This window comes from Winogradskyella sp. (genome assembly GCF_003712105.1).
GTDB lineage: Bacteria > Bacteroidota > Bacteroidia > Flavobacteriales > Flavobacteriaceae > Winogradskyella.
The window spans coordinates 236,406-260,529 of record NZ_RHLG01000002.1 but is presented as its reverse complement, the minus strand read 5'-3'; the positions used below and the strand labels follow the sequence as shown (position 1 = coordinate 260,529).

Genomic DNA, 24,124 nt, shown 5'->3' with positions numbered 1-24,124 from the left:
AAAGGTCTCGACTATACTCGGCCTGACAAAAAATTATAAATGAATCGTCTACTACTTATAGTTTCTATTTTATTAATCAATTTTAGTTTCTCTCAACAATTTCAACTGTCTCCGCAAGCAGAAATATCGGTATTAACTATTGGTCAAGGTACAAACTTAAATGACGCCTTTGGACATAGTGCCTATCGTATTAAAGACAAAGCATATGGAATTGATGTGGTATACGATTATGGTAGATATGATTTTGACACGCCTAATTTTTATCTAAAATTCGCGCAAGGAAAATTAAATTACCTCATTGGTAAACGTAACTTTTCGGATTTCTATAAAATTTATAGATTTTATGACCGCACTATGGAAGAGCAGGTACTTAATCTCTCTCAAGAACAGAAGCAAAAGATTTATAATTACTTAGTAAATAACTACAAACCTGAGAATCAAAAATATCTCTATGATTTCTTTTATGATAATTGTGCCACAAAGATTAGAGATGTTGTTAACATAAGTTCAAGTAATAGTATTGCTTATAATAAATTAAAAGACCAACCCGAGAAATCTTTTAGGGATATGATTCATGAAAATGTAGGCCAAAATACTTGGGGAAGTTTTGGAATTGATATTGCACTTGGGTCTCTGATTGATAAAACCACGACCAAAGAAGAGCAGCTATTTTTACCCAAGTATGTTTATTTACATTTTGAAAATGCTACAATAAACAATCAGCCATTGGTGAAAAGTAGTAGTAAAATATATACTTCAAAACACAAAAAAGAATACAAAAAGGTAGGTGTATTAAACCCACTTCTCATCATGTCTTTAATATCTGTATTCATAATTTATATCACATACAGAGATTTTAAAACTAAAAAACGAACCAAATGGCTGGATGCCATTTTGTTTTCTATTACGGGATTAGCCGGAGTAATACTTCTATTTTTATGGTTTGGCACTGACCATGGTGTAACGGGCTATAATTACAATCTACTATGGGCATTTCCGTTAAATCTGTTATTAATTTCTCAAGTATTTAAGTCTAAAGTAAAACATTGGTTTAGAGGTTATCTAAAGTTTTTAATCATTATGCTTTGCCTAATGACTTTACATTGGATTATTGGAGTACAAGTTTTCGCCTTAGGTTTATTACCAATCTTGATAGCACTATTTATTAGATATCTGTATTTAGTTAAGTATTTTAAAAACTAACTAGCTACTGACCGCGATAATAGAGCACAGTACTCAATGTTTTTAGAAGAATATTTAAATCAAGAAATGGGCTTCGGTGTTTTATGTAGTACAAATCGTATTGAAGCTTCGTTAAGCTTTCTTCAACAGAACCTCCATATCTCGAGTTCACCTGAGCCCAACCTGTAAGTCCAGGTTTAATGATATGTCTAGTTTCATAAAATGGTATGGAACGTGAGAGCTCAGCAACAAAAAATGGGCGTTCAGGTCTTGGACCTATTATGCTCATTTCACCTTTTAAAATATTTATAAATTGAGGCATTTCGTCTAATCGTGAACGCCTTAAAAATTTTCCAAATGTGGTTACTCGAGAATCGTCCTTTGTTGCCCATTGCGCTCGTTTCGCTTCAGCATCAGTAACCATTGTCCGAAACTTATATATCGTAAACAAGGTGCTATTTCTACCGATTCGTTCTTGCGTATAAAATAATGGTCCTTTATTACCTATTATATTTCCAATATATATAAATGGAACGATCAATAACATAAACAAAATACCAAACACAGAGAATAATATATCAAATGTGCGTTGAAAGAATTTATAAAGCTGGTTTTCGTTATTTCTACTAAACGGGAAGTATTTGTAAAAATCTTTACCTACGTATTGTATCGGTACTTTATTAGTAACTTCTTCATATACTTGAGTATACTCTCTTATCTTATAACCACGTTCCAAGAGTAACATTAGCTCATGATACAAATCTGGAGTGATATTTTCCGCGTTGTTGGCTGCTACAATAATTTCAGAGATTTGTTCTTCCATTATTACAGTTGATAGGTATTTTGAGGTGTACTCTTTTAGCTTGTTATACTTAATAGAATCTGTAGAAATGCCTTCACTATTAATAAAACCAACAAAACTATAACTTGAATCCGCTGTGGTTAATGTTGTTACTATATTATCGATATTAGATAATTCACCAACTAACAAAACACGTTTAAAAAAGCGAGGTGATGCAATTAAGGTATTGTACAATACTCTCCAAATAAAAACAAAAGCAATTAAAGCAATATAAAAATAGATGATTTGTAGTCGAGCTTCAGGTAAAAAGGGTGTAATAATTGGTGTGAGTAAATAAAGCAATACTACAGTAGACATGCATAACACAATATTTCTAAAACTCACATCGAGTTTACTTGCTTTTTGGAGGTTATACAGTTCAAAAATTGTCCCAAATATTGTAATATAAATAACTAAAACAATTAATGGTACAGTATTCTCTGAAGAAATATTTAAATACTCAAAATCAAAATATGTAGACAATACAAAAATCCCCAAAAAGACAACCAAAATATCAACTATACGCAACAACACCTTGCGTTCTGATATTTCAAAGTGGATAGTATTACTTTGTTTCATGTGGGGGATTTAATTTGTATAAAGATAAAAGTCTTAAAAAAACTATAATTACTATTCTTCAAAAATTTTATGCCATTTGTTTTTTGTGTGTTTCCAATCAAAGGTTTCAGCTTTTGCTCTAGCATCTATTGATAGTTTATTTCTTAGTTCTTTATTATTAAACAATTCAACAATACATTTCCCCATGGCTTCAGTATCATTTTTGTCAACTAATAATCCATTTTCACAATGACTAATTAAAAATGCTAAGCCACCAACATTTGTAGATACGATTGGAAATCCTAGCGCCATTGCCTCAATAAGGCTCACAGGCAAGTTATCATAATTAGTGGTATTAATAAAAATGTTATAATTTTTAGATAATGTGATCCATTCTGGTTTACTAAGTTTGCCGGTAAATTTAACATCTAAATTTTCTGTATTAGCTTTTTCTTTTAAATGTGTTAAACTACCATCACTATCAGGACCAACCATACATAAACTCACCTTGTATCCTAAATCTAATACCTCTTTCAAAACATCTATAGCCATTTGAGGATTATAGATTTTTGAGAATGAACGTACCCATAATAATCTAATAGAGTTGAAATCTTTAGCAATTACTTGATAATTATTTATTTCTATTGAATTCGGTATGAATTCAATATTTGAAAATCCAGCTGTTTCAAAAGCATTTTTAATATATAAAGAAGGTGCAATGTTTTTTTTGCTATGCTTAAAAATCATTCGAGAAAATCTAGGATTTGAAGCCAAACGATTTGGTAAATTACCACCGTGCAGAATTGGCACATAATCAATACCAAGTAATCTACAGATTTGGCTACAGCATAATGCGTAATAAAAGTTTTGAGTACTGTAAGTATCTATTACAACATAATCTGCCCATTTGGAGTACCTCATACAACTCCATAACATATGAAGAATTCGGAAGAATTTATTTGTATACGACGAAGCATACCTAAGCTTGTATCCTTCATTTTCAAATAGTTTTCCTAAAACTTGAATTGATGAAGGATTTGACTTAATTGACTTTAAGTTGTTTCCTATGTACAATAGGTTTTTCATACGTTACATTTAATAATGCTAATGCGTATAAAACGGCAGGCGCTGCTATACGTATTCCTGAATGATTTATCGTTGCAAACCAAAACGCTAAAAACGAAAAGAAAAATATATTCCGCCTATTATTTGTTCTATATGCTAAGGGTTTAAATATCAAAATAAGAATACATATTATCCCAAACAATCCATGCTCTGACAGCAATCTACCAAGTTCGTTATGTGAAGGTAATTGTTGCCCTGTTTCTTGAACTCTTTTATTTTTTACTCTTGATGCTCCAATCCCCAAAAATGGGCTTTCTAAAAAGCCATCAACTTCTTCAAGAAACAAATCCCACCTACCAGTAGTTAAATCCTCTTTTTCTCTTCCTAAAGCATCCTGGTTTGCATACCTCTTATCGATTAAACCTCGTGTTTGATTAGAGCTTACAACCCAAGTAATAGCTAATATACTTACCAAAAGGAAAACCGAACCAAACAATGGAACTAATCTCTTTATTTTTAAGCGTAATACTACTGTACCGAAAAAAGCTGCTGTTACTAATGCCGCGGCTAGTACGCCACCACGACTAAATGTTACAATGGCTCTAAATGTCATCGCTGCCAAAATTGTAAGGTTAAGTAGTTTTAAAAACAAGTTTGGCGATTTTAAAATCAACCTAACAACTACACAAAAAATTCCTAAACCTAAAATCGTAGATACTTGATTAGGACCAAATCCACCTGATAGTGCTGCATTTGATGCAGTTCCACTTAACCTATCTTTAATTGTTGGCGTGTATAAAAACAAGTAGGTTGTCGTTGATATTATTGGTAATAAGATGTATAATATGAGCTTATGAATTTGTTGATAAGTTACCTTTCTGTCATAGCAAAAAAGTGCCGCAAGTCCTAAGCAAACTGGACCACTCAATACAAATGTAATATTCGACCTAAACTTGGCATCAATAGTTAAAGTAATAGAGGCGACTATTATGGCAGGTATTAATAAAAGGAGATATATAAAGTAGGCATAGCCCTTACCCGAAACACCACGATAGAACATTCCTATTAAAACAAATACAATAACCAAGTATTTTGAAGCTTCATACGCTAATCCGCCTTTGGTCATCCTAAACAAAATTTCAATACCAACAAAATATGCACAACCAAGTAGAACATTCATTGTAAGGTTAGAAGTTGACGATGTAATAATGCGGTACAAAAAGTAACCCATTATGAGTAAGAAGAATATTTTGGCAAAGGGTTTGAAAATAAAAAATACCAAACCCAAACCTATATGTAATACTACAAGTTGTGTGTAAGAGGATGTATTTAAAAATTGGTATCTCAATTTATGCTATCTACAAGAATTTCTTTTAATATTCTATTATTATAATAACTAAATGTAAAACACTTAACTAAATCTTGGCTTCTATGAGCAAGCTTTTTATAGTCGTCATTTTTCATCTCAAAAATACTTTCTAATTGGGATTTTAATCCAATTGAATCTGGTGAAGACAATATTAACCCATTTTGATTATGCTTAATATATTGTTCTATCGACGATACTGAAGATACAATTGGTACACAACCAAAATTTGCAGCTTCTGCGATGACCTTCGGAAATCCTTCTGAAGCTGTTGTTGGCAACAAGAAAAAATGACTTTTACGATAAATATTGAACACTTCATTTCGGCCTAAAAATCCATGGAATATAAAATTAATTGAGCTCTGATTAGCACTAGTTTGAAAACTCTCCTTTTCAGAACCATCACCAATTAGATGTATATCGCCTACTCTATTTTTTTGATCCTCAGGCAAATTGTTAAATGCCTCTATAATTCGGCCAACACCTTTTGGAGTTTCTAACCTCCCAACAAAGCAAAAATTTATGTTTTGTTCTAATTCTTTCGTTTTTAATATTGAGGTACCATTTTTTAAATCTATGTCCTCAAGACATGGATTCTCGAAAGTTAAGCAGTGTTTTGGTTGATTTGGCCAATTCCCATTAATTGTAACTGTTCTCCTCTGATGTTTTAACAGCAATCTTTGTATGCGATAACCTAGTGGCGGTTTATGTTGATTCCAATTACCTGCGTACTTAAACCATCCTTTTTTCTTGGTAAATAATGTGAGAAATGGAATAAGATAAACACCTATTCCTGTTGGCACTCTTAACTGAAACGCATCTACATCTCTCAAAGCTTTTGAAACCAAATACACAACTTTAGGAAAGTACAGCATCAGTTTCAATTTACTCCATATTGATGTTCCTCCTAAAGCTGGTAATGCCTTAAAGTTTATATTATCAACAGTATAAGGACTCGAACTTTTAGGAGCTTTACCACTATGCAACATTGCTAAATGTGTTATAGCCGTAAAATGAGGTGCTAAATGATTGATTTCATTTATTGTAGGTCCCCAACCAACAATAGTACCATCGGTTGTTTTATAGTGTTCTGTATGTGAAATTATTAAAAGTCTCACAATTCAATATAGTCAATATAACGTTGAATGATATTTTTCCATTGGTGTCTTTCTGCCCATAATTTTGATTCAGCTTCAAATTCATCTCTATTATCAAGAATCCGATCCATTGCATTAATAAATTCAGTTGTATGTGACGCATTAATAAGCAAACCCGATTTTCCGTCAGAAATTGCATCTTCAATACCACAACCTTTTGAGCCAATGGTTGGTAATCCAAAATAATTAGCTTCGATTAATGCAATTCCAAAACCTTCTACATCTCCCGTTTTGGTAGTTTGACTTAACATTACTGAGATATCAGATACCGAATAAAAGTTCACCAACTCTGAATGAGACACGTGACCATGAAAAGTAATATGCTTACTTACGTTTAGTGATTTAGCAAGAGCTAAGCACTGATCTGCTTCTGTTTTAAACCCGATGCAGTGATAATGTGCATTTGGGTATTGTTCTAAAACCTTTGGTAAATGTTTGATAACTTCTGCTTGACCTTTACGTTCTGTAACATTACCAACGGTAAGCAATTTTGGCGAACCGCTTAAAACTAATGCTTCTGATAATTTAGAATCGCCTTTTGAAATTGAAAACCCATTTGGTATAACCCTTATATTCTTAAGCAAAAGATGATCTACCAAAGATTTTGTGTAGTTAGAAACTGCAATTACCTTATAGTATCTTCTTAACGAATTATCTACAGATGTTCTTAATCTTGGATTAGAAAAATTAACTTCTGTGCCATGAATAACCGCTATAGTCTCTGCTTTAACTAATGATTTTAAAAATGCTCCAACCCATAGTGGAAATTTTCCTGAGCACACTAACACATCAGCCTTTTTACTTAATTTATAACATATCCATATACGTTTTAAATACATTAAACTTCTAAAACGTTTTTTTGCAACGCGATATATATTACTTTTTAATATGTTATCAAATTCTGCTTCTTTAGATCTAGTATCACGTTGGTCTGCAATTACGGACACTTTGTATCCAGACTCCGATAAATATTCTGCTAAATTGAGCGCATGGTTTCCTATGCCACCTGGTAATGGTGGAAACTCTGAAGTCAGAAGCACAATATGTTTCTTAGGAATAGACATTAATAAATTTGAATTTTCGAACCTTCATTTAACTTTTTTGAAGCTAAATACCATGACCTCAACACCTGCAGTAAAATTAGTGGTGATAGCAACACAGCAAAAACACCACTTACAATAAGCATCGGCTTATTGCCTTTAAATCGGTATGGTAGGATAGATATCGGCACCGTTCTTAGTAAAGACAAGATGCTTTGTCTTTTCCCGAAATACCGTCTAAAAAAGTATAATACACTTGGTATTGGTCGTGGTTGAAATAGATGTTTTGTTCTAAAGGCATCCCAGCTTCCCATATCACGTAAACCGCCTGAATTAACTTTTAAATGCAAGCGCTTAGCATAGGGATTTGAAATGTTTTTATAACCATTTAAAAACGCTCGTAATCCAAATTCGCCATCACCCATACGTTGCTTTTCAAACTGCCTATCAAACAAACCAATATCTTTAAAAATAGCTTTCTTCAATAATACATTTCCTGTATCTAATTGATCACTAATTTTAAAATATGCATAATGTGCTGGAATCTTATCTCCAACTTTTGAAATTGATACACCAGAAGATAAATCTGCATTAAAAAAGTCTAGGGTTTTTAAATGCTGAGACATCCAATTGTGTTCTATTCTACTATCATCATCAAAAAGTAAAATATAATCGCCTTTGGATTGTCTTATAGCAACATTTCTGGCTAGCCACAATGCTTTTTCTTCTTGATATAGTGCCGTTAAATTTAGCTTAAATGATGTGTAAAATTCTTTTTTAAATGGCTCAGATTGATCAATAACTATGACCTCAAAATTTGAATAGTCTTGCTTCTCTAAATCGGTTAAAACATCCTTAAGATATTCGTAACGATTAAGTGTAGGTATTATAATTGAAATTAATGGGTTCTTGGCTATTAATTGGCTATCAAAACCGTTATAATCTTCATATTTAACAATCTCATTTTTATTATTATAGCGCTCAACAAAACGTGTATTCTTGAAACCTCGATATTCTTTTATAGGATTTTTGAAACTCAATATGCGTAGTATAAAAACATAAAGGACCCAAGCTTTATTAAAATACTTTCTAGCAAATACGTAATTGTCAAATACGGATACATTTTCAATATCGTTTATAGAGTCTGAATAGTCTATATAACCATTTTGTAATGCTCTCCATGACAAGTCGTATTGTTTAGCTATTTCAGAATTATAAGCATTATCAACTTGAAATGTTGAGTTTATAAATTCATCAACAACAGGGAATACTGAGCTTTCATCTTGTCTATTTAAGCCAAAATAATGTGTAGGTTGCAGGTATTTGAGGAATTTAAACAACATCCTTAGTTAAAGTTTTGGGTACACAAAATATGTTTAAAGGTAGTACATTAGAATCATCGAAGTGATCTAACTTCATATCATAAATTATATAATCCAAATTTTTAAAGAAATCTATGATTTTTTTATCTGAATTGGTTTCGACAATAACAATAGGTTTATTATCTCTAATTACATTAGATGCACCTTTTAAAATGTCTAACTCAATACCATCGACATCAATTTTAATTAAATTGATTTGGTGTATTCGATGTTTTGCCACAACGTCATCAATTCTAACCATCTCTACATTGTAAGTTTCGATACTTGATGTCATTTTGTTAGTATTAGATGAGAACGCACTTGCATTCAGTGTAATCGTTTTATTAAAGTTACCAACTGCATTATTGTAAACTTTAAAATTTGATTTAAAATCTGCATTTAATGTAATTGTTTTCTCAATACATCTATATAAGTTCTTATTAGGTTCAAAAGCATAAACGTTCCCATTTCGTGCCACCGAATTAGCCCAAACACTACCTAAGTAACCAAAATTTGCCCCTATATCTAGGACTTTCAAATCTATTCGATTTGGAAAGTACGTTTTTACAAGCTGAAAACTGTTTCGCAATACGGTATTTTCTATGCCAACATATTTGGCTTTTGAGCTTGTTTTAATAGAGGCTACAAACTTAAAATCCACATCATAATCACCATACTTTCTATTAATTTTTACGGTTGCCGTTTTAAATCCGCTATCATTATACAACAAGACTCTTCTAAAACCTTTTAACCATTTAGCTTGACCAATCTTTTTTCGAAGCTTTACAGGTATTCTATGATATATTTTGACTAAAACGCTATTCATAAAATTCAATAAACGCTTTAATTTGTTGTTCTACAGTAAAGCTTTCGAAAACCCGATGCGCTGCATTTTGTTTTATGTGATGCAATACCTTTTCATCTTGACTCATAATCTCCTTTAAAGTTGATGCCAATAGTTCTGGTTTGCGTTTTGGTACAACAAAACCAGTTTTGTTATTAATAATATTCTCTGGTAAAGCACCACCGTCAGACACCACACATAAACATTGCATTGCTTGTGCTTCTAAAACAGCATTGCAAAACCCTTCAGAAATACTATATTGAATATAAATATCTGTTTCAGCTAAAATTTTTATAGTCTCTTTATGGGTTAATTTCCCAATAAATCTCACATTATCCTCTAAATCTAACTCATGAATCGTATATCTCAATGCTTCAAACTCTATACCTTCACCAATGATTTGATACTCAAAATCTACACCTTCAGTTTTTAGAATTCCTAAGGCTTCAATTGTATAATCAATACCTTTTATCCAATGTAACCTCGCAATTGTAGTTAACAAAATTCTGTCCTTCTTAGACCTTGTATAATTCAAATCAAATAACTTCGGGTTGATTGCAGGATAAATAATTTTTTTCGGTTTATCTGCTGGTAAGCCAATTTTATAGGCTCTTGACAACATATAATTTGATATTGCATGAACTTTATCTACTAGCTTCCAAACCAGGTCATAACAATTGGGATGTTTTAGCGGATATACATCCATATCATATCCTCTACAGCTCACTGCCATTTTTGCACCAATGGCTTTACTTACATGTTCACTTCCTAGTGCTAAAGTTGCAAAACCAAAATGGAGCCAATCAATGTTAGCCTTGATTATATGAGAATTGGTGTAGACATTTTTTAATATGCTACTGAAATTACGTTGGTTTGATTTTTCAAGTTTAAAGAATTTTAAAACACGTTTTAAATACGGTAAAAGTTTAAAGAAAACCCAAATTGTTTTAAAGATTTGTAATACTATATTTCTATGAATTTTAGGCGCAGAAACGACCTTGCACGCACTGTAAGTCTGTTTAGTCTCTCTAACAAATAAAGTAACATCGTAACCATTATCGATTAACCCTTTAATTTTTGAATTGAAAAAGGTTTCAGAGTACGATGGTGCTTTTGCTAATACTATACCTATCTTCATTTGCTGGAGTTTACTAAATTTTGATAGAGTATTTGGTGTTTTTCTATACTACCTTCAAGGGCATAGTTTTGAAAGGCAAAGTCGTACATTGATTGAGCTAGAGCTAATTTTTCGTCTGAATTTAAACTCCTAACATATTCAATTTTAGACTTAATATCCTTTACATCATTTGGTTTGAATATGCAAGATTGAAAAGGCGCTAAAATATCTTTAATTCCTGAAATTCGCGATCCTAAAACGATACGACCTGATAACATGGCTTCAATAGGTGCAATTGGTTGTCCTTCTTTACGACCTTCATCTTTTGTTGGTATTACAAAAACATCAGCAAGTGCTAAATAGGATTTTATATTCTGTTTTTTACCTGTAAATACTACGTTTGCTGACTCATACATATGTATTAAATCTATTGCATAGTCTGATGTATCATCACCAACAATAAAAATCTTTATTTTAGGATCATTTAATTGCTTTACTGCTTCTAGTAGTAGTTCAATACCTTTTACGGCAACAAGATTAGCGATACTCACAATCACAAAATCATCTTGTTTTACATTATAACCATCTTCATTTTGATAGGCTTTATCTAAAATCCCAAAATCTTCAACATTAAGACCTATTGGTATGGCTTCAATTTTATCTTTCATATTACTGAAAAATTGAGATTTCATATCAGTATTTATAGTTATTATCTTGGAGCTAAGTTTGGAACGCCAATGCCAAGCTCTATTTCCCCAACCCATTGCCTTTTTAGTGTATACATATGGTATTCCTGAAAGCTTAGCTGCAAGCGGTTCAGTAAAATCACTACTCCAATGCCATGAATGAATCAGGTCAAAATCGTGGTTTCTAAAAAATATATTAATACGCCATATGCGATAGGGCAGTTTTATTAAAGGATAATAGCTCGATTGAAAGCTAAACACATGAACAGGCACACCAAGTTGCTCTATTTTTTCAAAAAATTTACCTTTAGTATGGAAACAACAGATTTGAGGTTCGAACTTAGACTTATCGATATGTTTTACTAAATCATAAACCACTTTACCACTACCTGCAGTATCAAAATTTGGAATCGTGTACAATATTTTAATACGCTTAGCCATGGTTTTGAGTTTGATTAAACTTTGCCAACACCAAAAGCATATTTAAAGGATGTGCATTTTTTAATTCTTCACCGCTGTAAAAGCCGTTCAAGTACTTATCAATAACTGGCTTTGAAATAAATTTTGATAGTTTTGACTCCAATAATACATCTCGCAATTCTGCATTATTCGCCTCTCCTAAAAACTGAAGCTCCCAATTGCGCTGAATATACTTTTGTCCAGTCAATCGCAATATCCCTCGATTCAACTTATTCGAAATCTTGTAGCGTATTGTTTTTAAACTATTAGGAGCCCTATAATTGTATAAATTATAAGGGCGTTTGTCTTGCCACATTAGCTTTGCTAATTCAGGATTTCTTCGCTTGATATATTCAATTTGAATTTTTCTGTCGTTAAGATAATCTTCAGGAATTGTACAAATAAACTCACACATGCGATTATCGTAATATGGTAACGTTATTGATTTAGAGTTTTCAAAAATAGAAAGATTAACTGAAGTCCATCTTGGCGCCCAAAATTTAGACTTAAATGCACGCAACCTAGCATTTGTGTTATCTATATCAATAGTTCCTAATGCATCAGAAATTCGTTTTAGGAAATACGATTTAAAATCACCTTTTATTCCCCAAGATGCCCATAAATCTTCTGCAAATTGCAGTCCATTACGTTTAAGAAGTTTTTGACTTAAAAACTGTACCTGTTCATCATGAGGTATTTCATTTAAGCCATAACTATCAAAAAGTACATCGCCCCAATGGCCTAATGAAAATACATCTCCTAAACTAGAAAATTTTTCAGAAATGGCCATTTGTCGTGGGCTTGTAAAATCTGAATAACATTGATTAAGCTTTACAAGCTCATCTAAACGTTCCCAGAGATATCCTTTTTTTATTTTATAAGAATGAAAATCAAACCCACAAACATCTGCTACTTGTTGTGCAATTTTTGATTCTGCAAATCCATTTTCGTATTCATAACTATATGCGCTAACATCAGCGTTTAAATATTTTAAAGCTGCAGCTTGAGTTCTGCTATCTAATCCGCCTGATAATGGCAAAATTACTTTTTTACCAGAAGTTTGTTCGGAAATTATAGTCTCAAAAAGAACAGAAAATTCATCAACTGCATCAGAGAACGCTAATTCTCTTGGGGTATAATGCCATTCAAAATATGTTTTACTCTTTTCAAGGGTATTATTAGAACTCAACTCATTAATGCTAGCAGCAGGTAAGACTTTTTTATTTAACCAAAAGGTGTCCTGATCTAAGAAAAATCCTATAGCAGCAAAGATGCAAATAGCTTTTAAATCTAATTTATCATCATTTCCAGTAGAAATAAGATGAGGTGATTTTGGTATAATATCATTCTTTAATTTAGTCATAAATCAATAGAATTATATAATTCTATAAACTCTTCTATTTTCTTAGGTCCATAAAATCTTTCTTTTACATTATTAAATGCATTATTAGCTAACTCCATCCTTTTTTGTTGCGACGAGGTTTTTACTTCTAAAAGAGATTTGGCCATGGATTCTGGATTTCTGACCTTACATAACCATCCTGTTTTTTCAGGTATTACCACCTCTGACATACCTCCACAATCAGACGAAACAACCAATAAACCAATTGCCATAGCCTCAACAACAACATTTGCTATACCTTCATTGATACTTGGTAAAAGTAATGTATCATAAGTTTGCATTTTTTTATAGAGTTCATGCTGTGTCATTCCTGTTTGGAATTCTATATTAGATGTTAAATTATATTCGTTTACCATAAAAATTAATGACTCTGGTAACTCTCCTTCGGCTATTATAGTATATTTAAAATCTACGCCATTCATTTTTAATAAATACATAGCTTCAATAGCATAATTGTATCCTTTAACCCAATGATGTCTTCCAACAGATAAAATTCTGAGTTTATTAATTTTTTCTTTTTTATCGTTTTTAAAATATTCAAAAGTAACTGGCTTAAGCTGAGTATATATTAATTTCACGTTTTTTAAACTATTATTATATAGTTTAGCTTCTGTTATTATTGCCTGAGACACCCCATGAAATGCATCTACACTTGAAAAATTTTCTCTGTATGATTTTGCTAATTGTTTATCTACTTTGGGCGAATAATTAATATGAGATCCTAGTAAACTTAGTATTATTTTTTTGTTGAATTTACGTTTTAAAAATAGCCAGTGTTCTAAATCTTTTGCCCATTGCACATGAAAAATATCTGGTATATATAATACTACAGGCACATACCTACTCCACCAAATCCACCTCACATATACAGATGAATACGATTTGATTTCATTTATTAAAATGCTAAATCTTTTTGGGTATATTATTAGTAATAATAAAGAACGAAAGAGTGTAAATACAAGTCTAATTCCTCTATTTTTTGAATCGCCATATACTTTAATATTTTTGTTATTGTATGCAACACGTTTAGACTTTTTCCCAAACAATAACACCGAGACTTCATGCTCTGCCAACCCTTCTATAAGGTTTTCTATAAAGGTTGTACTCGGTATGGAGCCAGAATAAATCGCTATTTTAAGAGGTCTTTTCAATTACTTTATTTATTATGCAACTCATGATAAAATTGTGAAATTGATTTAGAAATGATTTTCCAACTAAAACAATCAACGGCTTTTTTTCGAACAGATAATGACATATGTTTTTGCAATTCTTGACTATTAATAACTTTTGTAATAACAGTAACACTGTCTTGAACGGTTGCTGGGTCTAACAGAATACTACTTGTATTACTTAAATAATCACTATTACCTCCTACTTTGGTTGTAATTATTGGTAAACCACAGGCCATAGCCTCAAGTATTGAATTACATGCAGTGCTATCCTTTAAAGGTAAATAAAGTAAGGTTGCTTTCTGATATAATTCTAAAAGTTTATAATCATCAATATTTGAGAATACATTAACTATTGGCGAATCACATACGTTGTTTCTAAAATCTTCGCGTAATACAATATTGAATATTATGGATTGATTTTTATTCTCAAATACTTTAATTACTTTATTTAAAGTATCAAAATCTCTTAAATGTTGACCAACAAACAAAATATTGGGCTTATTAGAGGACTTGAAAACATCTTTGGAAGGTTTAAAAAAATGAACATCTACTCCATGCGGAATGTATTTTACATTATCCAGGCCAAACGTCTCTTTAATAAAAGAAACCTGATTAGAACCCACTACAATAGCACCATCCAATTTTGATAAATATGTTGTATTTGAAATTTGTGTCTTTAAAATAGAAGGTGGTTTATGAAATGTAGCACAGACTTTTGTTTTATGTAGAAAGGGTTTCAAAATGCTAGCTATTCTAATATCTCTTTCTGCATTTAGGTAATGGATAGTTTTTGCTCTTATGCCATATTTAAGAATCTTGATAGTTAGATTAATATCTTTAAAAACACTGTTTGAATCATAGATTCCTGCATCCTGATCTGTTCTTTGACTTATATATTTGGCTACTCTATATGGAATATACTTAGGTGTTGCAGAAATTAAAGAATCTTCACCGTATTGAGTTAACTGATTGTATCCAGAAACACTGGCATGATGAGAAGAACGATGATATACTTTGAAAACTTTCATTTAATTATTTGGTAATCAAAACTGTTGTTTATTACATACTTCATTCGCTCTACTGGATTTATATAATTTTCATAATATTTCCTAGCATTTTTACTAAGCTCTTCTCTCAATTTCATATTATTCAATACCAAATTTACATTTGAAACTAACTCCTCCAAATTATTAAAAAACAATACGTCTTTACCATGTTCTAAGGGAACAGGTAACTCGGCCGTTAAATTTTCAGCTATTATTACTTTACCTTGAGATAAATATTCGGGAAGCTTCCAAGCTGGAGAGTTTGATAAACCTCTTGTATATATAACTATACCAGCATTTTTAACCGCTTTTATATATAGTTTTTGTTCAGTTGGTAAATTCGTTAATGCATCATTGTATAATTCATTGGCAATTTTAGATGGCACGAATCCTCCATTAAAATTATCCCGAAAGTTATTCTTAAGACATTTTATAATAGTGTAACGTTGTTCATGAATTTCTTTTACATCAGTGTCATTCTGGTGAGGGAAACAACGCGTTTGAAACAAAACAGTGTTGGATCGAGATTTTGCATAATGCTGAAAATTACTTAACGCTCTAGATTTTTGAATATAACGCCATTCATTGAGGTTAACATTAATAGATTTTTTAATTCGAGAAAACATGTTTTTATCGAATTTTAAATTAAGATGCATCGTATTAATTATTAAACCAAAAAACATCCTATTTTTATGAGTATAATTTTTGGAATTTAATGGAAACGAAAGCCCAAATCTCTTAATTTTTTGTGCCTGTGATTTTGGCAATTGATTCATATATTTCGTTTCATAATTTCTCTTAAAAACAACATCGCAATGACTCAAGGCATATGCTGAAAATTGATTTGCGGCATCGTATAAATCTATAGCAATCGTTAGGGTTTTTTGTTTCTTTTTGTCAATTATTTTATAATAAGATGTCTTTGGTTGAGGGCGTTTATGCTCTTTATAAACCCGACTACCTTCAATCCTTATTGTACCCAGATATGTTTTTAATTTCAAGTATATTTTTACATCAATCAACCCTAAAGCCTGCATTTCGAATAAGCCAGTATGTATATAAGACGAGTGGTTTACCTCTTGAGGCGCGTATATTTTAACTAAAATATTAGCCATTACTTAATGCATGTTTTACGGATTTATAAATCAATTGAGATGTTACTTCTTCACTATATTTTTTTAGTACAGTTGCTCTACAATTGGATGAAACCTCGGAATAATTACTCAGATTATTTATCACTTCATAAACTAAACTTGCATAATTCTGTTTAGTTGTTAAAAACCCATCAACATTGTGTGTTATAATTTCATCTGGACCTCCAGAACCAGTAATTGCTGCAACAGGTGTACCGCATGCCATTGCTTCTACCGCAACCATTCCAAAGGATTCATGTTGACTTGGCAATAGTAATAAGGACGCATTCTGATAATGTTCTACTAATTGAGAATACGGTACTGGCCCAATAAACTCAGTATTATGCTGTAATTTTAATACTCTTATTTTTTCTCGCAATTCATCAAAATAATGCTTATCACTAAAGGGACCAATAATCTTTAATTTACAGTCAACACCTCTATTTTTACAATAATGTAATGCATCGATAGCTAATTCAATTTGTTTTAATCGAGATATTCTACCAACATACAAAAGTGATTTAGAACTTCTATCTTTCTTTTTAGGCTTGAAGGTAGACGTATCAATACCTAAAGGAATCACTCGAACATCTAATGTTTTAAAACCATCTAGCTGTAAGAGACTTTCTTTTTGTTTTTTTGTATGAACAATAATATGTTTTGCACCTTTATAGTAATCTAATGCCTTTGGTCCCGTGGCTATACTAAGCCCGCCAATCATAGCTATATAAGGCTTATTTTTTAAGGTTAATAGTCTTGCAATCTTTATTGTGTAAGGACTTAAACGTCCGGACATATTAATGATCGTTAAATCATTAGGATTGAAAAAATTAGAATAATAGTGCAGCCATGAACTCTCTTTCCGCCATTTATTTTTTTTCTTGAAATTAAGACTTATCACCGGCCAGAATTTATGGATAATACCATTAACAAATCTAGATTTAGGAAAAAGGCCATAATACAAATACATTACCTTTACAGTATAACCAGCACTTTGGAGACTTTTTAATGCCGACTTATGCGGTTTACTATGAGATGTTAAAACATCACTAAAGCTTAGACCAATTGCTTCTGCTGAAAATGGATGTAGAATTGTAACTGTTTCCTTCGACATTATAAAACACTAAAAAATGAATCTAGACATTCCTGTTGAAGTCTGATAGCTTCTTGAGATTTAGAAAACAATAAATCTTGCTCAATATCTAAATTATTATAAATTGAAATTATATTATCAAACACGAGTTTTGCATCTAAACTGTCAGTTCTAATAGACTTATCATAAAGGCCAAGACTATTTAAAAAATCACTGGTTTTAGACTCATATTCAACCGCAAAAAAAGGGGTATAAGTTGCTGTAGCAAAAACTACAGAATGTAATCTTTGTCCAATAAATACGTCTACCTTATTAAAGAATTTTAATGATTTTTCAATGTTTGGTTCATATTCATGAAAAAACATATCTTTTCTAGACAAATCAACACTATCTAAAACTTCCTTCATGTAATAATAGTCTTTTAAAGCAGTGGCGTAAAAATGAATTCGAAAATTGGAATCTATTAATAATTTTATCAAATCTTTAAAAAACAATTCAACCTCTAATTTATTATGGCCGAAGAGTCTGTTTTCTAAATTACAGAAATTTATACCGATAGTCTTTTCTCCCTTCTTTTTTGTAACTTTTTTCTTTGAAAAATATATACCTGGATCATAAAAAACGTGAGTATCTAAATTTGGAGTAATGTTGTAATCTAAAATTTTTATTGAATTCTCACCTCGTAATGCAGTGAAAACCGAATCCTTTAAAAAAGATTTCCAAGCAATAAAATCAGTAGGAAATCCATTTTCTTTAGCCAAATCAGAGTTAGCCACACCAGTCCCTAATACTGCAAGTTTAGATTTTGGATACTTTTTGTTGTAATAACTCGCAAGTTTTAAAAAACCTTCATCTTTATTCTTCAAAATAAGTGTTCCACCTCCTAATAATATTAAGTCTGGTTTTCTAAAAAAAAGTTTCCTAAAATACCGACCACTAGATGGCTTAGTATAAGAAATTTTATATAAAAAACACCTTTTAAAAAGCATTCTCTTTAAAGCTATGAATACAGCTTCATCACCTAAATTATTTGAATCGGTACAACCGATATAAATTGTTTTAATTTTTCGCGTAAATGTATAAGCAAGATTAGGAACCAGCATTTTTAGTTCAGCCAAAAGTTCTCTTTTATAATAAACAGACTTTTTCATTTTATTACTCTAATCCTTTGCGATGATACTATTAGTAAAAATCCAGTTTTCTCCTTTTTTATAAGATGTAAAACCAAATTTACTGAGAACAGATTTAATTTTATTTTCAGAATTTGGTCTAAAACGTTCATGAAATTCTATAATGATACAACGCACTTTTGGTAACCAATTCTCAAAATATTTTTCGAACACCTCTACTTCTGCTCCTTCAATATCTATTTTAAGTACATCTATTATATCTAATTCGCACTTATTAATTAAACTCGGAATACTTATAGTATCTATAGTGCTTGCTGTATTATTTATAGTTGTATCATCAGACTTCCGTGTTGCAAACCCCCAATGTCCAACTCCTTGATCAAAAACTTCTAATATTTCTCCTTCTGTGTGATGCAGTGCTGCCAGTATGGGTTTAATGTTTTGATAACCATCAACAGTTTCTTTTAGTTTAGCATAATTTGATACTTCTGGCTCTATGGCAAAAATTTTTGCTTCAGGATATCGTTTTGAAAAATATAATGATGCTAAACCTATATTAGCGCCAGCATCAATAATTACCCTTGGATTAAAATCAAATTGAATATCATATTCGTTGTTATGAAATATTTGCTTAAAAGTGCTAAAATCTGTAGTATGTGTTCTAAGTAAAATAGGTTTTAAAAACCCCTTAATATAAATAGTTTCAAATTTAGAATCCTTAAATCTCAGATAGTCGATTCTTCCTAGAAACAATTTTACGTATTGTTTCAAGCCTTCAAGTCCATATGATTTAAGAATACTAAGAAAGGTTTTCATAAAAAAATCAATGTGTTTTGGCTTTTAGGGCTTTTTTGAATGCAAACATAAAATAACGCAAAAAATATAAATCTCTAAAAACAATTGTGTAGTATATACTTTTAAAAAACAGCTCTGGCTTTTTATAATGCCCTAACTCAATTTTACAATGGTTTTTAATAGCTTTATGATATGTGTTTTTTGATAATAAATTAGGAAACTCCTTTCTAAAATCTTTTAATAGGCGCCTTGATGCTAAATGCTGTTGTTTTCTATTTTTAGTTACAGATTCATTATTTTTATGTCGGTTCATTTTTACTAAAACTTTTGGAACCCCATGTATTTTTCTTATTAATGAAAAACGTAATACAAAATCCCAATCCACATTAAAATTCCCGTACGTATTATTAAATGTCAACTTATTTTTTTGATGCACAGATTTACGCCAAAGCATACAGGTATTAACAACTTTTAACTGATGTATATAAAGATGCTTAAACAGTTCTAGACCTGAAGGAAACTGCTTACCATATACCAATATACCCGGAAATAAAACATTGCCACTATCGGACTGGAATTCTGAAATTCCTGAAACCAAACCCACATCACTATGAGCTTCCATAATCTCGACTTGCCATTCTAATCTTTCTGATACATAAATATCATCTTGTTCGGCCATGGCAAAATATTTAGTGCTTTGATGAGCACATTTAATTAAAGCGTTAAGATTATTTGCAAGACCTAAGTTTTGTGGATGTTCAATAATTCTAATTCTTGGGTCATTAAAAGCAAGCGCTATAGCTTTTGACTTGTCCTTTGTGCCATCAATACCAATAATAATCTCAAAGTCCTTATACGTTTGAGACAATAAGCTCTCTAAAGTAGCTTTTAGTGTTTTTTCACCGTTATATACAGGAAGTAATATGGTAATTATTGACATTCTAATTTATTTGATTCTTATACTTTTAAGTTTGTGCTTTTTTTTAATAACATTTTTTAATTTATCAACTTTTTTATCTATTAAAACTACGACCAAATAACAAAACACAAACAGCATTAGACCATAAATTGGCAATGCTTTTAACTCCATTTTAAAACTATTTTTTAATACCCCAATATTTACAAATGTTATATAAAAAAAAGCAACCAAATAATGAGAAAGGTAAATCGGATAACTATACATACCTATTTTCTTATCAAAATTTCTCAATTTTTTATCAGACGAAATATTGAATAAACAATAAATTAAAACCATAGCTAAAATCATATTTATATAAATAGATATCTCTCTTACTAGAGAAGACATATAAAATGTGACTATAGCATTAATTATAAATAATATATATATATAAATAACGTATGAAAATCTATATGCTTTAGGTTTATAAAGATCTATTATCCAAAATAATAATGCGCCCAAAGAAAAGGGTAATGAAGATGCAAATACCGCACTATACCTATATGTAGGTATATCATAGAAAATGTATGTAAATATATAGTAGCCAATACTCAACCCAACCCAAATCAATGTCCTAAAACGTGTTTTAGAAATACCTAAAGAAATGAGAAAATAAAATAATAACTCATTAGTTAATGCCCATGACGTTGGCACCACTCTTGGGCTAAACCTATGCGGAACTATCTCCGGAAAAATCATGGTTATATTGGATAACCATTCTAAAATAGATGTAGGAATAAAAACTGCTTTTACAGTTGATGTCGCCTTTGGAAATACTAAAATAAATAATATCGTTAAGGCAAAAATAAACCAATACACAGGAAAAAGTCTTAATACTCTATTAACCCAAAAAAGTTTGAAGCCTTTATAGTTATAACCATAAGTGTTATGAGAAATATAAGTCATCAAAAAACCTGAGAGAATAAAGAAAAAAGAAACTGAATAATTACCAAGACTAGGAACGCTAAAAATATGTAATAGCATAACGTTAATTGCTAAAAGTGTTCTTAATATTCCGAACATAAACTTACTCCTTATTAAAGGTAATTAGACCACGCAACACAACTTTTAATTTGTATAACCTTGATATTATTGGATGAAATCTTTTTTGTAGTTTCCTGCGACATAATATATGTAAATAGGGCAATAAACTATTATAATAGATGTTATATAAAGTTTCAGTTTCATTTATTTTTTTGGATTTATTAATAGCAGATGCTTGTGCATCATGTAATCTAAAAGAGCTCAACACTTCATCTACAAACCCAATCTTATAAAATGGCATTAATCTATACCAAAACTCACAATCCAATGCTTGTTTTAAATCTTGTCTAAAATAGCCTACTTTTTCAAAACACTGCTTAGACAAAAGTACACTTGTAGGTTCGCCAATTTTATTCTTAGGAGCATTTAAGAAGCTTTTATCTTTGAGATATTGTCTCCCATCCAACACTCCTTGTATTACTTCAATCTCAGACCAATGCAAGTGTAAGTCTCCATAAAAGTCTTCAAATTGAGAAATGGACTCCGTTTTTTCTTTATAAATAAATTTTCGCTTTGCATAGACCATACCCACATTTGTTTCAGATGCCATAAGTGCCATTAGTGTTTCAATACAATTGGGATATAACATATCGTCCTGAAACAAAAATTTTATGTAATCTCCTTTTGCATGCTTTACACAATTATTCCAGTTAGCACCAATACCAGATGGTTTATGATTAAAAACATGAATAGGAATATCCGTGTTTTGCTTTAAGGTATTTACAATAGAAAGTGTATTATCTGAAGATGCATCATCAGAAACTATGATTTCTAAATTATCATAGGTTTGGTGTATTGCCGAAGTCAGACATTCTTCAATGAATAATTCCCCATTATATGTTGGGATACAAATAGAAACAAGAGGTTTATCTGTCTTCATTTGTATAAGTATTTTTATGCAAAGTTTCTTTTATGTTTCCTGAATCGTCTAACAACCAAGATGCTGATGCGTTAGCTGTTTTCATATAATAACATTGCTCATCAGTTAGCTTGTTAGGGTTCACATACCAACCGCCATGTATAGCTTGTAATGGAAAATCTGTCCGCCATGCTTTGGTAAAGTTCTTACGCTTATATCTGTAATTAGGTCTATATAAAGCAAAGGTGGTATCTATCTCTGCTTTATAGGCTTTGGGGTGAATTTTAGACTTCCAAAATTGTGCTTCCCAATCTTTAATGATTTGAGCCTGTGGATTATGCATTGGTATATCATCAATCTTAAGTGAGAAACCTACTTTAGTTCTATCATAAGCCTTGTCTAATAGCTTTCTAAAGGTCTCTAAAAAATCTTCAGAGCAATCTTTAACTGGGACAACATCTGGGTCAGTAACCACATAATAACCTTTGGCATATTTCTCCACCAATTGATCTTCATGCCAAAAGGACAAATGTCCTTTATTGGTTTTTAATCGATGAATTTTTATACCTTCAGGTAAATCATTATAATAATCCAAAAGTGGCTTGTATGTTGAATTGTTGTCAATAATAACAACATTAGAATACCCTCTTTTTAGCAATGCATCTATCAACAGTTTTAAATAAAAAAGCTGATTAAAGTTTATGATAATTATTGGGATAGTTTTAGGGTTTTTAAGTTGACCTTTAACTGTTTTATTGAGCAATTTATTTATAAGTGTAAAGATTAAATGCCTTACCAGTATAATAAACTTGATGTATTTATTTTTTACATTCAAAAACATAAATATTTACTTGTATAGAGATACTTTACTTAAAAAAGAGTCACCCTTAGAAAACAACTTATAACTAAATAAGCCCATTTTCAAAAGTCTTTTTTCTTTGTTTGAAAGCTTATCTATTTTTTTAATTTTTTCTTTATAAACAATCGCAGCATATTTAAAACTACCAAGTCTAGTAAATCGTTTAAAGATAAAAAGGTAGAAAATATTTAAAATGTCTTTACTCTTTTGACTAAGATTTCCTTCTAGCTTATTCTCTAACATATTTCTAGCAAGGTAATAATGCCAATACTTTTCGTTAGATATGTTATTTGATATGTTATTATCATGATTTCTAATATAATCAAGTGGTTCATTTAAATCAGAGTAATTTGTTTCCTTGTGTAAAATCCTAGCAAATAACTCCCATTCTTGCCCAGCTTGTAAAGATTCATCGAAATAAAAATCATTGTCAATTAAAAATTGTTTCTTAAAAATTGGTGCTTGAATTGGTATAATAATATGCTTAGATATAAAATCATTGAAAGAATCTTGCGTTTTTATTTTCTGCGATTTTAACAGAAGTGATTCACTCTCATCAATAGATGTATTAAAAACATAAGACTTACAAACCGAGAAGGGCATCTCATTATCTTGAATACTAGAAATTTGTTTTTGTAATTTTTCAGGATGATACATATCATCGCTATCTAACCAATTTACATATTGGCCTTTACAAATCTCTAAGCCATAATTTCTGCATGCATTTGCACCTTTGGGTTTATCTTGAGGCCTCTGAACAAATTGTATGCGGTTATCATTTTCACAAAATCCTACCATTACTTCATGAGTATTATCAGTACTACCATCATCAACCACAATACATTCCCAATTAGTAATGGTTTGCGCTTTTATAGAGTTTAATGTTTCGCCAATTAAATCTGCCCTATTATAGCTTGGTATAATTATAGAAACTAATGGTTGATTGTTGTCTTTCAT

Annotated in this window: 22 protein-coding genes; 1 reads left to right on the top strand and 21 read right to left on the bottom strand. The window is 30.9% G+C overall.

The features are described 5' to 3' along the window. Nucleotides 1-39: 39 nt before the first annotated feature. Nucleotides 40-1,203, top strand: coding sequence for a DUF4105 domain-containing protein (locus tag ED556_RS05610; RefSeq protein WP_296320482.1), 1,164 nt, complete (start codon nucleotides 40-42; stop codon nucleotides 1,201-1,203). 4 nt (nucleotides 1,204-1,207) lie between these two features. Here the strand turns inward: ED556_RS05610 and ED556_RS05605 are convergent, their stop codons facing one another. Genes ED556_RS05605 through ED556_RS05505 form a run of 21 tightly spaced genes read right to left on the bottom strand, consistent with a single transcriptional unit; the run spans nucleotide 1,208 to nucleotide 24,124 of the window. Continuing rightward, nucleotides 1,208-2,602: a sugar transferase gene (locus ED556_RS05605; protein ID WP_296320481.1), complete on the bottom strand. Its 1,395-nt coding sequence runs from the start codon at nucleotides 2,600-2,602 to the stop codon at nucleotides 1,208-1,210. A 51-nt stretch (nucleotides 2,603-2,653) separates the two neighbouring features. Further along, nucleotides 2,654-3,667: a glycosyltransferase family 4 protein gene (locus ED556_RS05600; RefSeq protein ID WP_296320480.1), complete on the bottom strand. Its 1,014-nt coding sequence runs from the start codon at nucleotides 3,665-3,667 to the stop codon at nucleotides 2,654-2,656. After that, the gene (locus ED556_RS05595) at nucleotides 3,624-4,994 is read right to left on the bottom strand and encodes an O-antigen ligase family protein (protein ID WP_296320479.1); all 1,371 of its coding nucleotides are present in this window, start codon (nucleotides 4,992-4,994) and stop codon (nucleotides 3,624-3,626) included. Before ED556_RS05595 ends, ED556_RS05600 begins: the two co-directional genes overlap by 44 nt. Next, entirely contained in the window at nucleotides 4,991-6,130 is a 1,140-nt protein-coding gene (locus tag ED556_RS05590) for a glycosyltransferase (RefSeq protein WP_296320476.1), read from the bottom strand. The genes ED556_RS05595 and ED556_RS05590 overlap by 4 nt, the downstream gene beginning before the upstream one ends. Then, nucleotides 6,127-7,233, bottom strand: coding sequence for a glycosyltransferase family 4 protein (locus ED556_RS05585; protein ID WP_296320474.1), 1,107 nt, complete (start codon nucleotides 7,231-7,233; stop codon nucleotides 6,127-6,129). Before ED556_RS05585 ends, ED556_RS05590 begins: the two co-directional genes overlap by 4 nt. After that, nucleotides 7,233-8,552: a glycosyltransferase family A protein gene (locus ED556_RS05580; protein WP_296320472.1), complete on the bottom strand. Its 1,320-nt coding sequence runs from the start codon at nucleotides 8,550-8,552 to the stop codon at nucleotides 7,233-7,235. The genes ED556_RS05585 and ED556_RS05580 overlap by 1 nt, the downstream gene beginning before the upstream one ends. Then, complete coding sequence (locus tag ED556_RS05575; protein WP_296320470.1) at nucleotides 8,542-9,396, bottom strand: FkbM family methyltransferase; 855 nt, start codon at nucleotides 9,394-9,396, stop codon at nucleotides 8,542-8,544. Before ED556_RS05575 ends, ED556_RS05580 begins: the two co-directional genes overlap by 11 nt. Continuing rightward, the gene (locus ED556_RS05570; protein ID WP_296320469.1) at nucleotides 9,389-10,552 is read right to left on the bottom strand and encodes a glycosyltransferase family 4 protein; all 1,164 of its coding nucleotides are present in this window, start codon (nucleotides 10,550-10,552) and stop codon (nucleotides 9,389-9,391) included. The genes ED556_RS05575 and ED556_RS05570 overlap by 8 nt, the downstream gene beginning before the upstream one ends. Beyond that, nucleotides 10,549-11,658, bottom strand: coding sequence for a glycosyltransferase (locus tag ED556_RS05565; RefSeq protein WP_296320467.1), 1,110 nt, complete (start codon nucleotides 11,656-11,658; stop codon nucleotides 10,549-10,551). The genes ED556_RS05570 and ED556_RS05565 overlap by 4 nt, the downstream gene beginning before the upstream one ends. Next, entirely contained in the window at nucleotides 11,651-13,039 is a 1,389-nt protein-coding gene (locus ED556_RS05560; RefSeq protein WP_296320466.1) for an asparagine synthase C-terminal domain-containing protein, read from the bottom strand. The genes ED556_RS05565 and ED556_RS05560 overlap by 8 nt, the downstream gene beginning before the upstream one ends. Further along, on the bottom strand, nucleotides 13,036-14,229 hold the full coding sequence (locus tag ED556_RS05555) for a glycosyltransferase family 4 protein (protein ID WP_296320464.1): 1,194 nt from the start codon (nucleotides 14,227-14,229) through the stop codon (nucleotides 13,036-13,038). The genes ED556_RS05560 and ED556_RS05555 overlap by 4 nt, the downstream gene beginning before the upstream one ends. A gap of 5 nt (nucleotides 14,230-14,234) precedes the next feature. Next, entirely contained in the window at nucleotides 14,235-15,278 is a 1,044-nt protein-coding gene (locus ED556_RS05550) for a glycosyltransferase family 4 protein (RefSeq protein ID WP_296320462.1), read from the bottom strand. Then, nucleotides 15,275-16,411 carry a glycosyltransferase gene (locus ED556_RS05545; protein WP_296320460.1) on the bottom strand — a complete coding sequence of 379 codons (1,137 nt, stop codon included), beginning with the start codon at nucleotides 16,409-16,411 and terminating at the stop codon, nucleotides 15,275-15,277. The genes ED556_RS05550 and ED556_RS05545 overlap by 4 nt, the downstream gene beginning before the upstream one ends. Continuing rightward, nucleotides 16,404-17,543: a glycosyltransferase family 4 protein gene (locus tag ED556_RS05540; protein ID WP_296320458.1), complete on the bottom strand. Its 1,140-nt coding sequence runs from the start codon at nucleotides 17,541-17,543 to the stop codon at nucleotides 16,404-16,406. Before ED556_RS05540 ends, ED556_RS05545 begins: the two co-directional genes overlap by 8 nt. Then, the gene (locus tag ED556_RS05535) at nucleotides 17,543-18,673 is read right to left on the bottom strand and encodes a polysaccharide pyruvyl transferase family protein (protein WP_296320455.1); all 1,131 of its coding nucleotides are present in this window, start codon (nucleotides 18,671-18,673) and stop codon (nucleotides 17,543-17,545) included. Before ED556_RS05535 ends, ED556_RS05540 begins: the two co-directional genes overlap by 1 nt. A gap of 9 nt (nucleotides 18,674-18,682) precedes the next feature. Next, nucleotides 18,683-19,468: an FkbM family methyltransferase gene (locus tag ED556_RS05530; protein WP_296320452.1), complete on the bottom strand. Its 786-nt coding sequence runs from the start codon at nucleotides 19,466-19,468 to the stop codon at nucleotides 18,683-18,685. Nucleotides 19,469-19,475: 7 nt separating this feature from the next. After that, on the bottom strand, nucleotides 19,476-20,387 hold the full coding sequence (locus ED556_RS05525) for a glycosyltransferase family 2 protein (protein ID WP_296320449.1): 912 nt from the start codon (nucleotides 20,385-20,387) through the stop codon (nucleotides 19,476-19,478). 6 nt (nucleotides 20,388-20,393) lie between these two features. After that, the gene (locus tag ED556_RS05520; RefSeq protein WP_296320444.1) at nucleotides 20,394-21,428 is read right to left on the bottom strand and encodes an acyltransferase; all 1,035 of its coding nucleotides are present in this window, start codon (nucleotides 21,426-21,428) and stop codon (nucleotides 20,394-20,396) included. Nucleotides 21,429-21,432: 4 nt separating this feature from the next. Beyond that, on the bottom strand, nucleotides 21,433-22,329 hold the full coding sequence (locus tag ED556_RS05515; protein ID WP_296320442.1) for a glycosyltransferase: 897 nt from the start codon (nucleotides 22,327-22,329) through the stop codon (nucleotides 21,433-21,435). Further along, nucleotides 22,316-23,143 carry a glycosyltransferase family 2 protein gene (locus tag ED556_RS05510; protein ID WP_296320439.1) on the bottom strand — a complete coding sequence of 276 codons (828 nt, stop codon included), beginning with the start codon at nucleotides 23,141-23,143 and terminating at the stop codon, nucleotides 22,316-22,318. Before ED556_RS05510 ends, ED556_RS05515 begins: the two co-directional genes overlap by 14 nt. Nucleotides 23,144-23,155: 12 nt before the next feature. Beyond that, nucleotides 23,156-24,124, bottom strand: coding sequence for a glycosyltransferase family 2 protein (locus tag ED556_RS05505; RefSeq protein ID WP_296320436.1), 969 nt, complete (start codon nucleotides 24,122-24,124; stop codon nucleotides 23,156-23,158).

Excerpts from the sequence above, each read along its gene's own strand:
- ED556_RS05610 (WP_296320482.1), top strand. The coding sequence starts at position 40 with ATGAATCGTCTACTACTTATAGTTTCTATTTTATTAATCAATTTTAGT.
- ED556_RS05605 (WP_296320481.1), bottom strand. The coding sequence starts at position 2,602 with ATGAAACAAAGTAATACTATCCACTTTGAAATATCAGAACGCAAGGTG.
- ED556_RS05600 (WP_296320480.1), bottom strand. The coding sequence starts at position 3,667 with ATGAAAAACCTATTGTACATAGGAAACAACTTAAAGTCAATTAAGTCA.
- ED556_RS05585 (WP_296320474.1), bottom strand. The coding sequence starts at position 7,233 with ATGTCTATTCCTAAGAAACATATTGTGCTTCTGACTTCAGAGTTTCCA.
- ED556_RS05580 (WP_296320472.1), bottom strand. The coding sequence starts at position 8,552 with ATGTTGTTTAAATTCCTCAAATACCTGCAACCTACACATTATTTTGGC.
- ED556_RS05575 (WP_296320470.1), bottom strand. The coding sequence starts at position 9,396 with ATGAATAGCGTTTTAGTCAAAATATATCATAGAATACCTGTAAAGCTT.
- ED556_RS05570 (WP_296320469.1), bottom strand. The coding sequence starts at position 10,552 with ATGAAGATAGGTATAGTATTAGCAAAAGCACCATCGTACTCTGAAACC.
- ED556_RS05565 (WP_296320467.1), bottom strand. The coding sequence starts at position 11,658 with ATGGCTAAGCGTATTAAAATATTGTACACGATTCCAAATTTTGATACT.
- ED556_RS05560 (WP_296320466.1), bottom strand. The coding sequence starts at position 13,039 with ATGACTAAATTAAAGAATGATATTATACCAAAATCACCTCATCTTATT.
- ED556_RS05550 (WP_296320462.1), bottom strand. The coding sequence starts at position 15,278 with ATGAAAGTTTTCAAAGTATATCATCGTTCTTCTCATCATGCCAGTGTT.
- ED556_RS05545 (WP_296320460.1), bottom strand. The coding sequence starts at position 16,411 with ATGGCTAATATTTTAGTTAAAATATACGCGCCTCAAGAGGTAAACCAC.
- ED556_RS05540 (WP_296320458.1), bottom strand. The coding sequence starts at position 17,543 with ATGTCGAAGGAAACAGTTACAATTCTACATCCATTTTCAGCAGAAGCA.
- ED556_RS05535 (WP_296320455.1), bottom strand. The coding sequence starts at position 18,673 with ATGAAAAAGTCTGTTTATTATAAAAGAGAACTTTTGGCTGAACTAAAA.
- ED556_RS05530 (WP_296320452.1), bottom strand. The coding sequence starts at position 19,468 with ATGAAAACCTTTCTTAGTATTCTTAAATCATATGGACTTGAAGGCTTG.
- ED556_RS05525 (WP_296320449.1), bottom strand. The coding sequence starts at position 20,387 with ATGTCAATAATTACCATATTACTTCCTGTATATAACGGTGAAAAAACA.
- ED556_RS05520 (WP_296320444.1), bottom strand. The coding sequence starts at position 21,428 with ATGTTCGGAATATTAAGAACACTTTTAGCAATTAACGTTATGCTATTA.
- ED556_RS05515 (WP_296320442.1), bottom strand. The coding sequence starts at position 22,329 with ATGAAGACAGATAAACCTCTTGTTTCTATTTGTATCCCAACATATAAT.
- ED556_RS05505 (WP_296320436.1), bottom strand. The coding sequence starts at position 24,124 with ATGAAAGACAACAATCAACCATTAGTTTCTATAATTATACCAAGCTAT.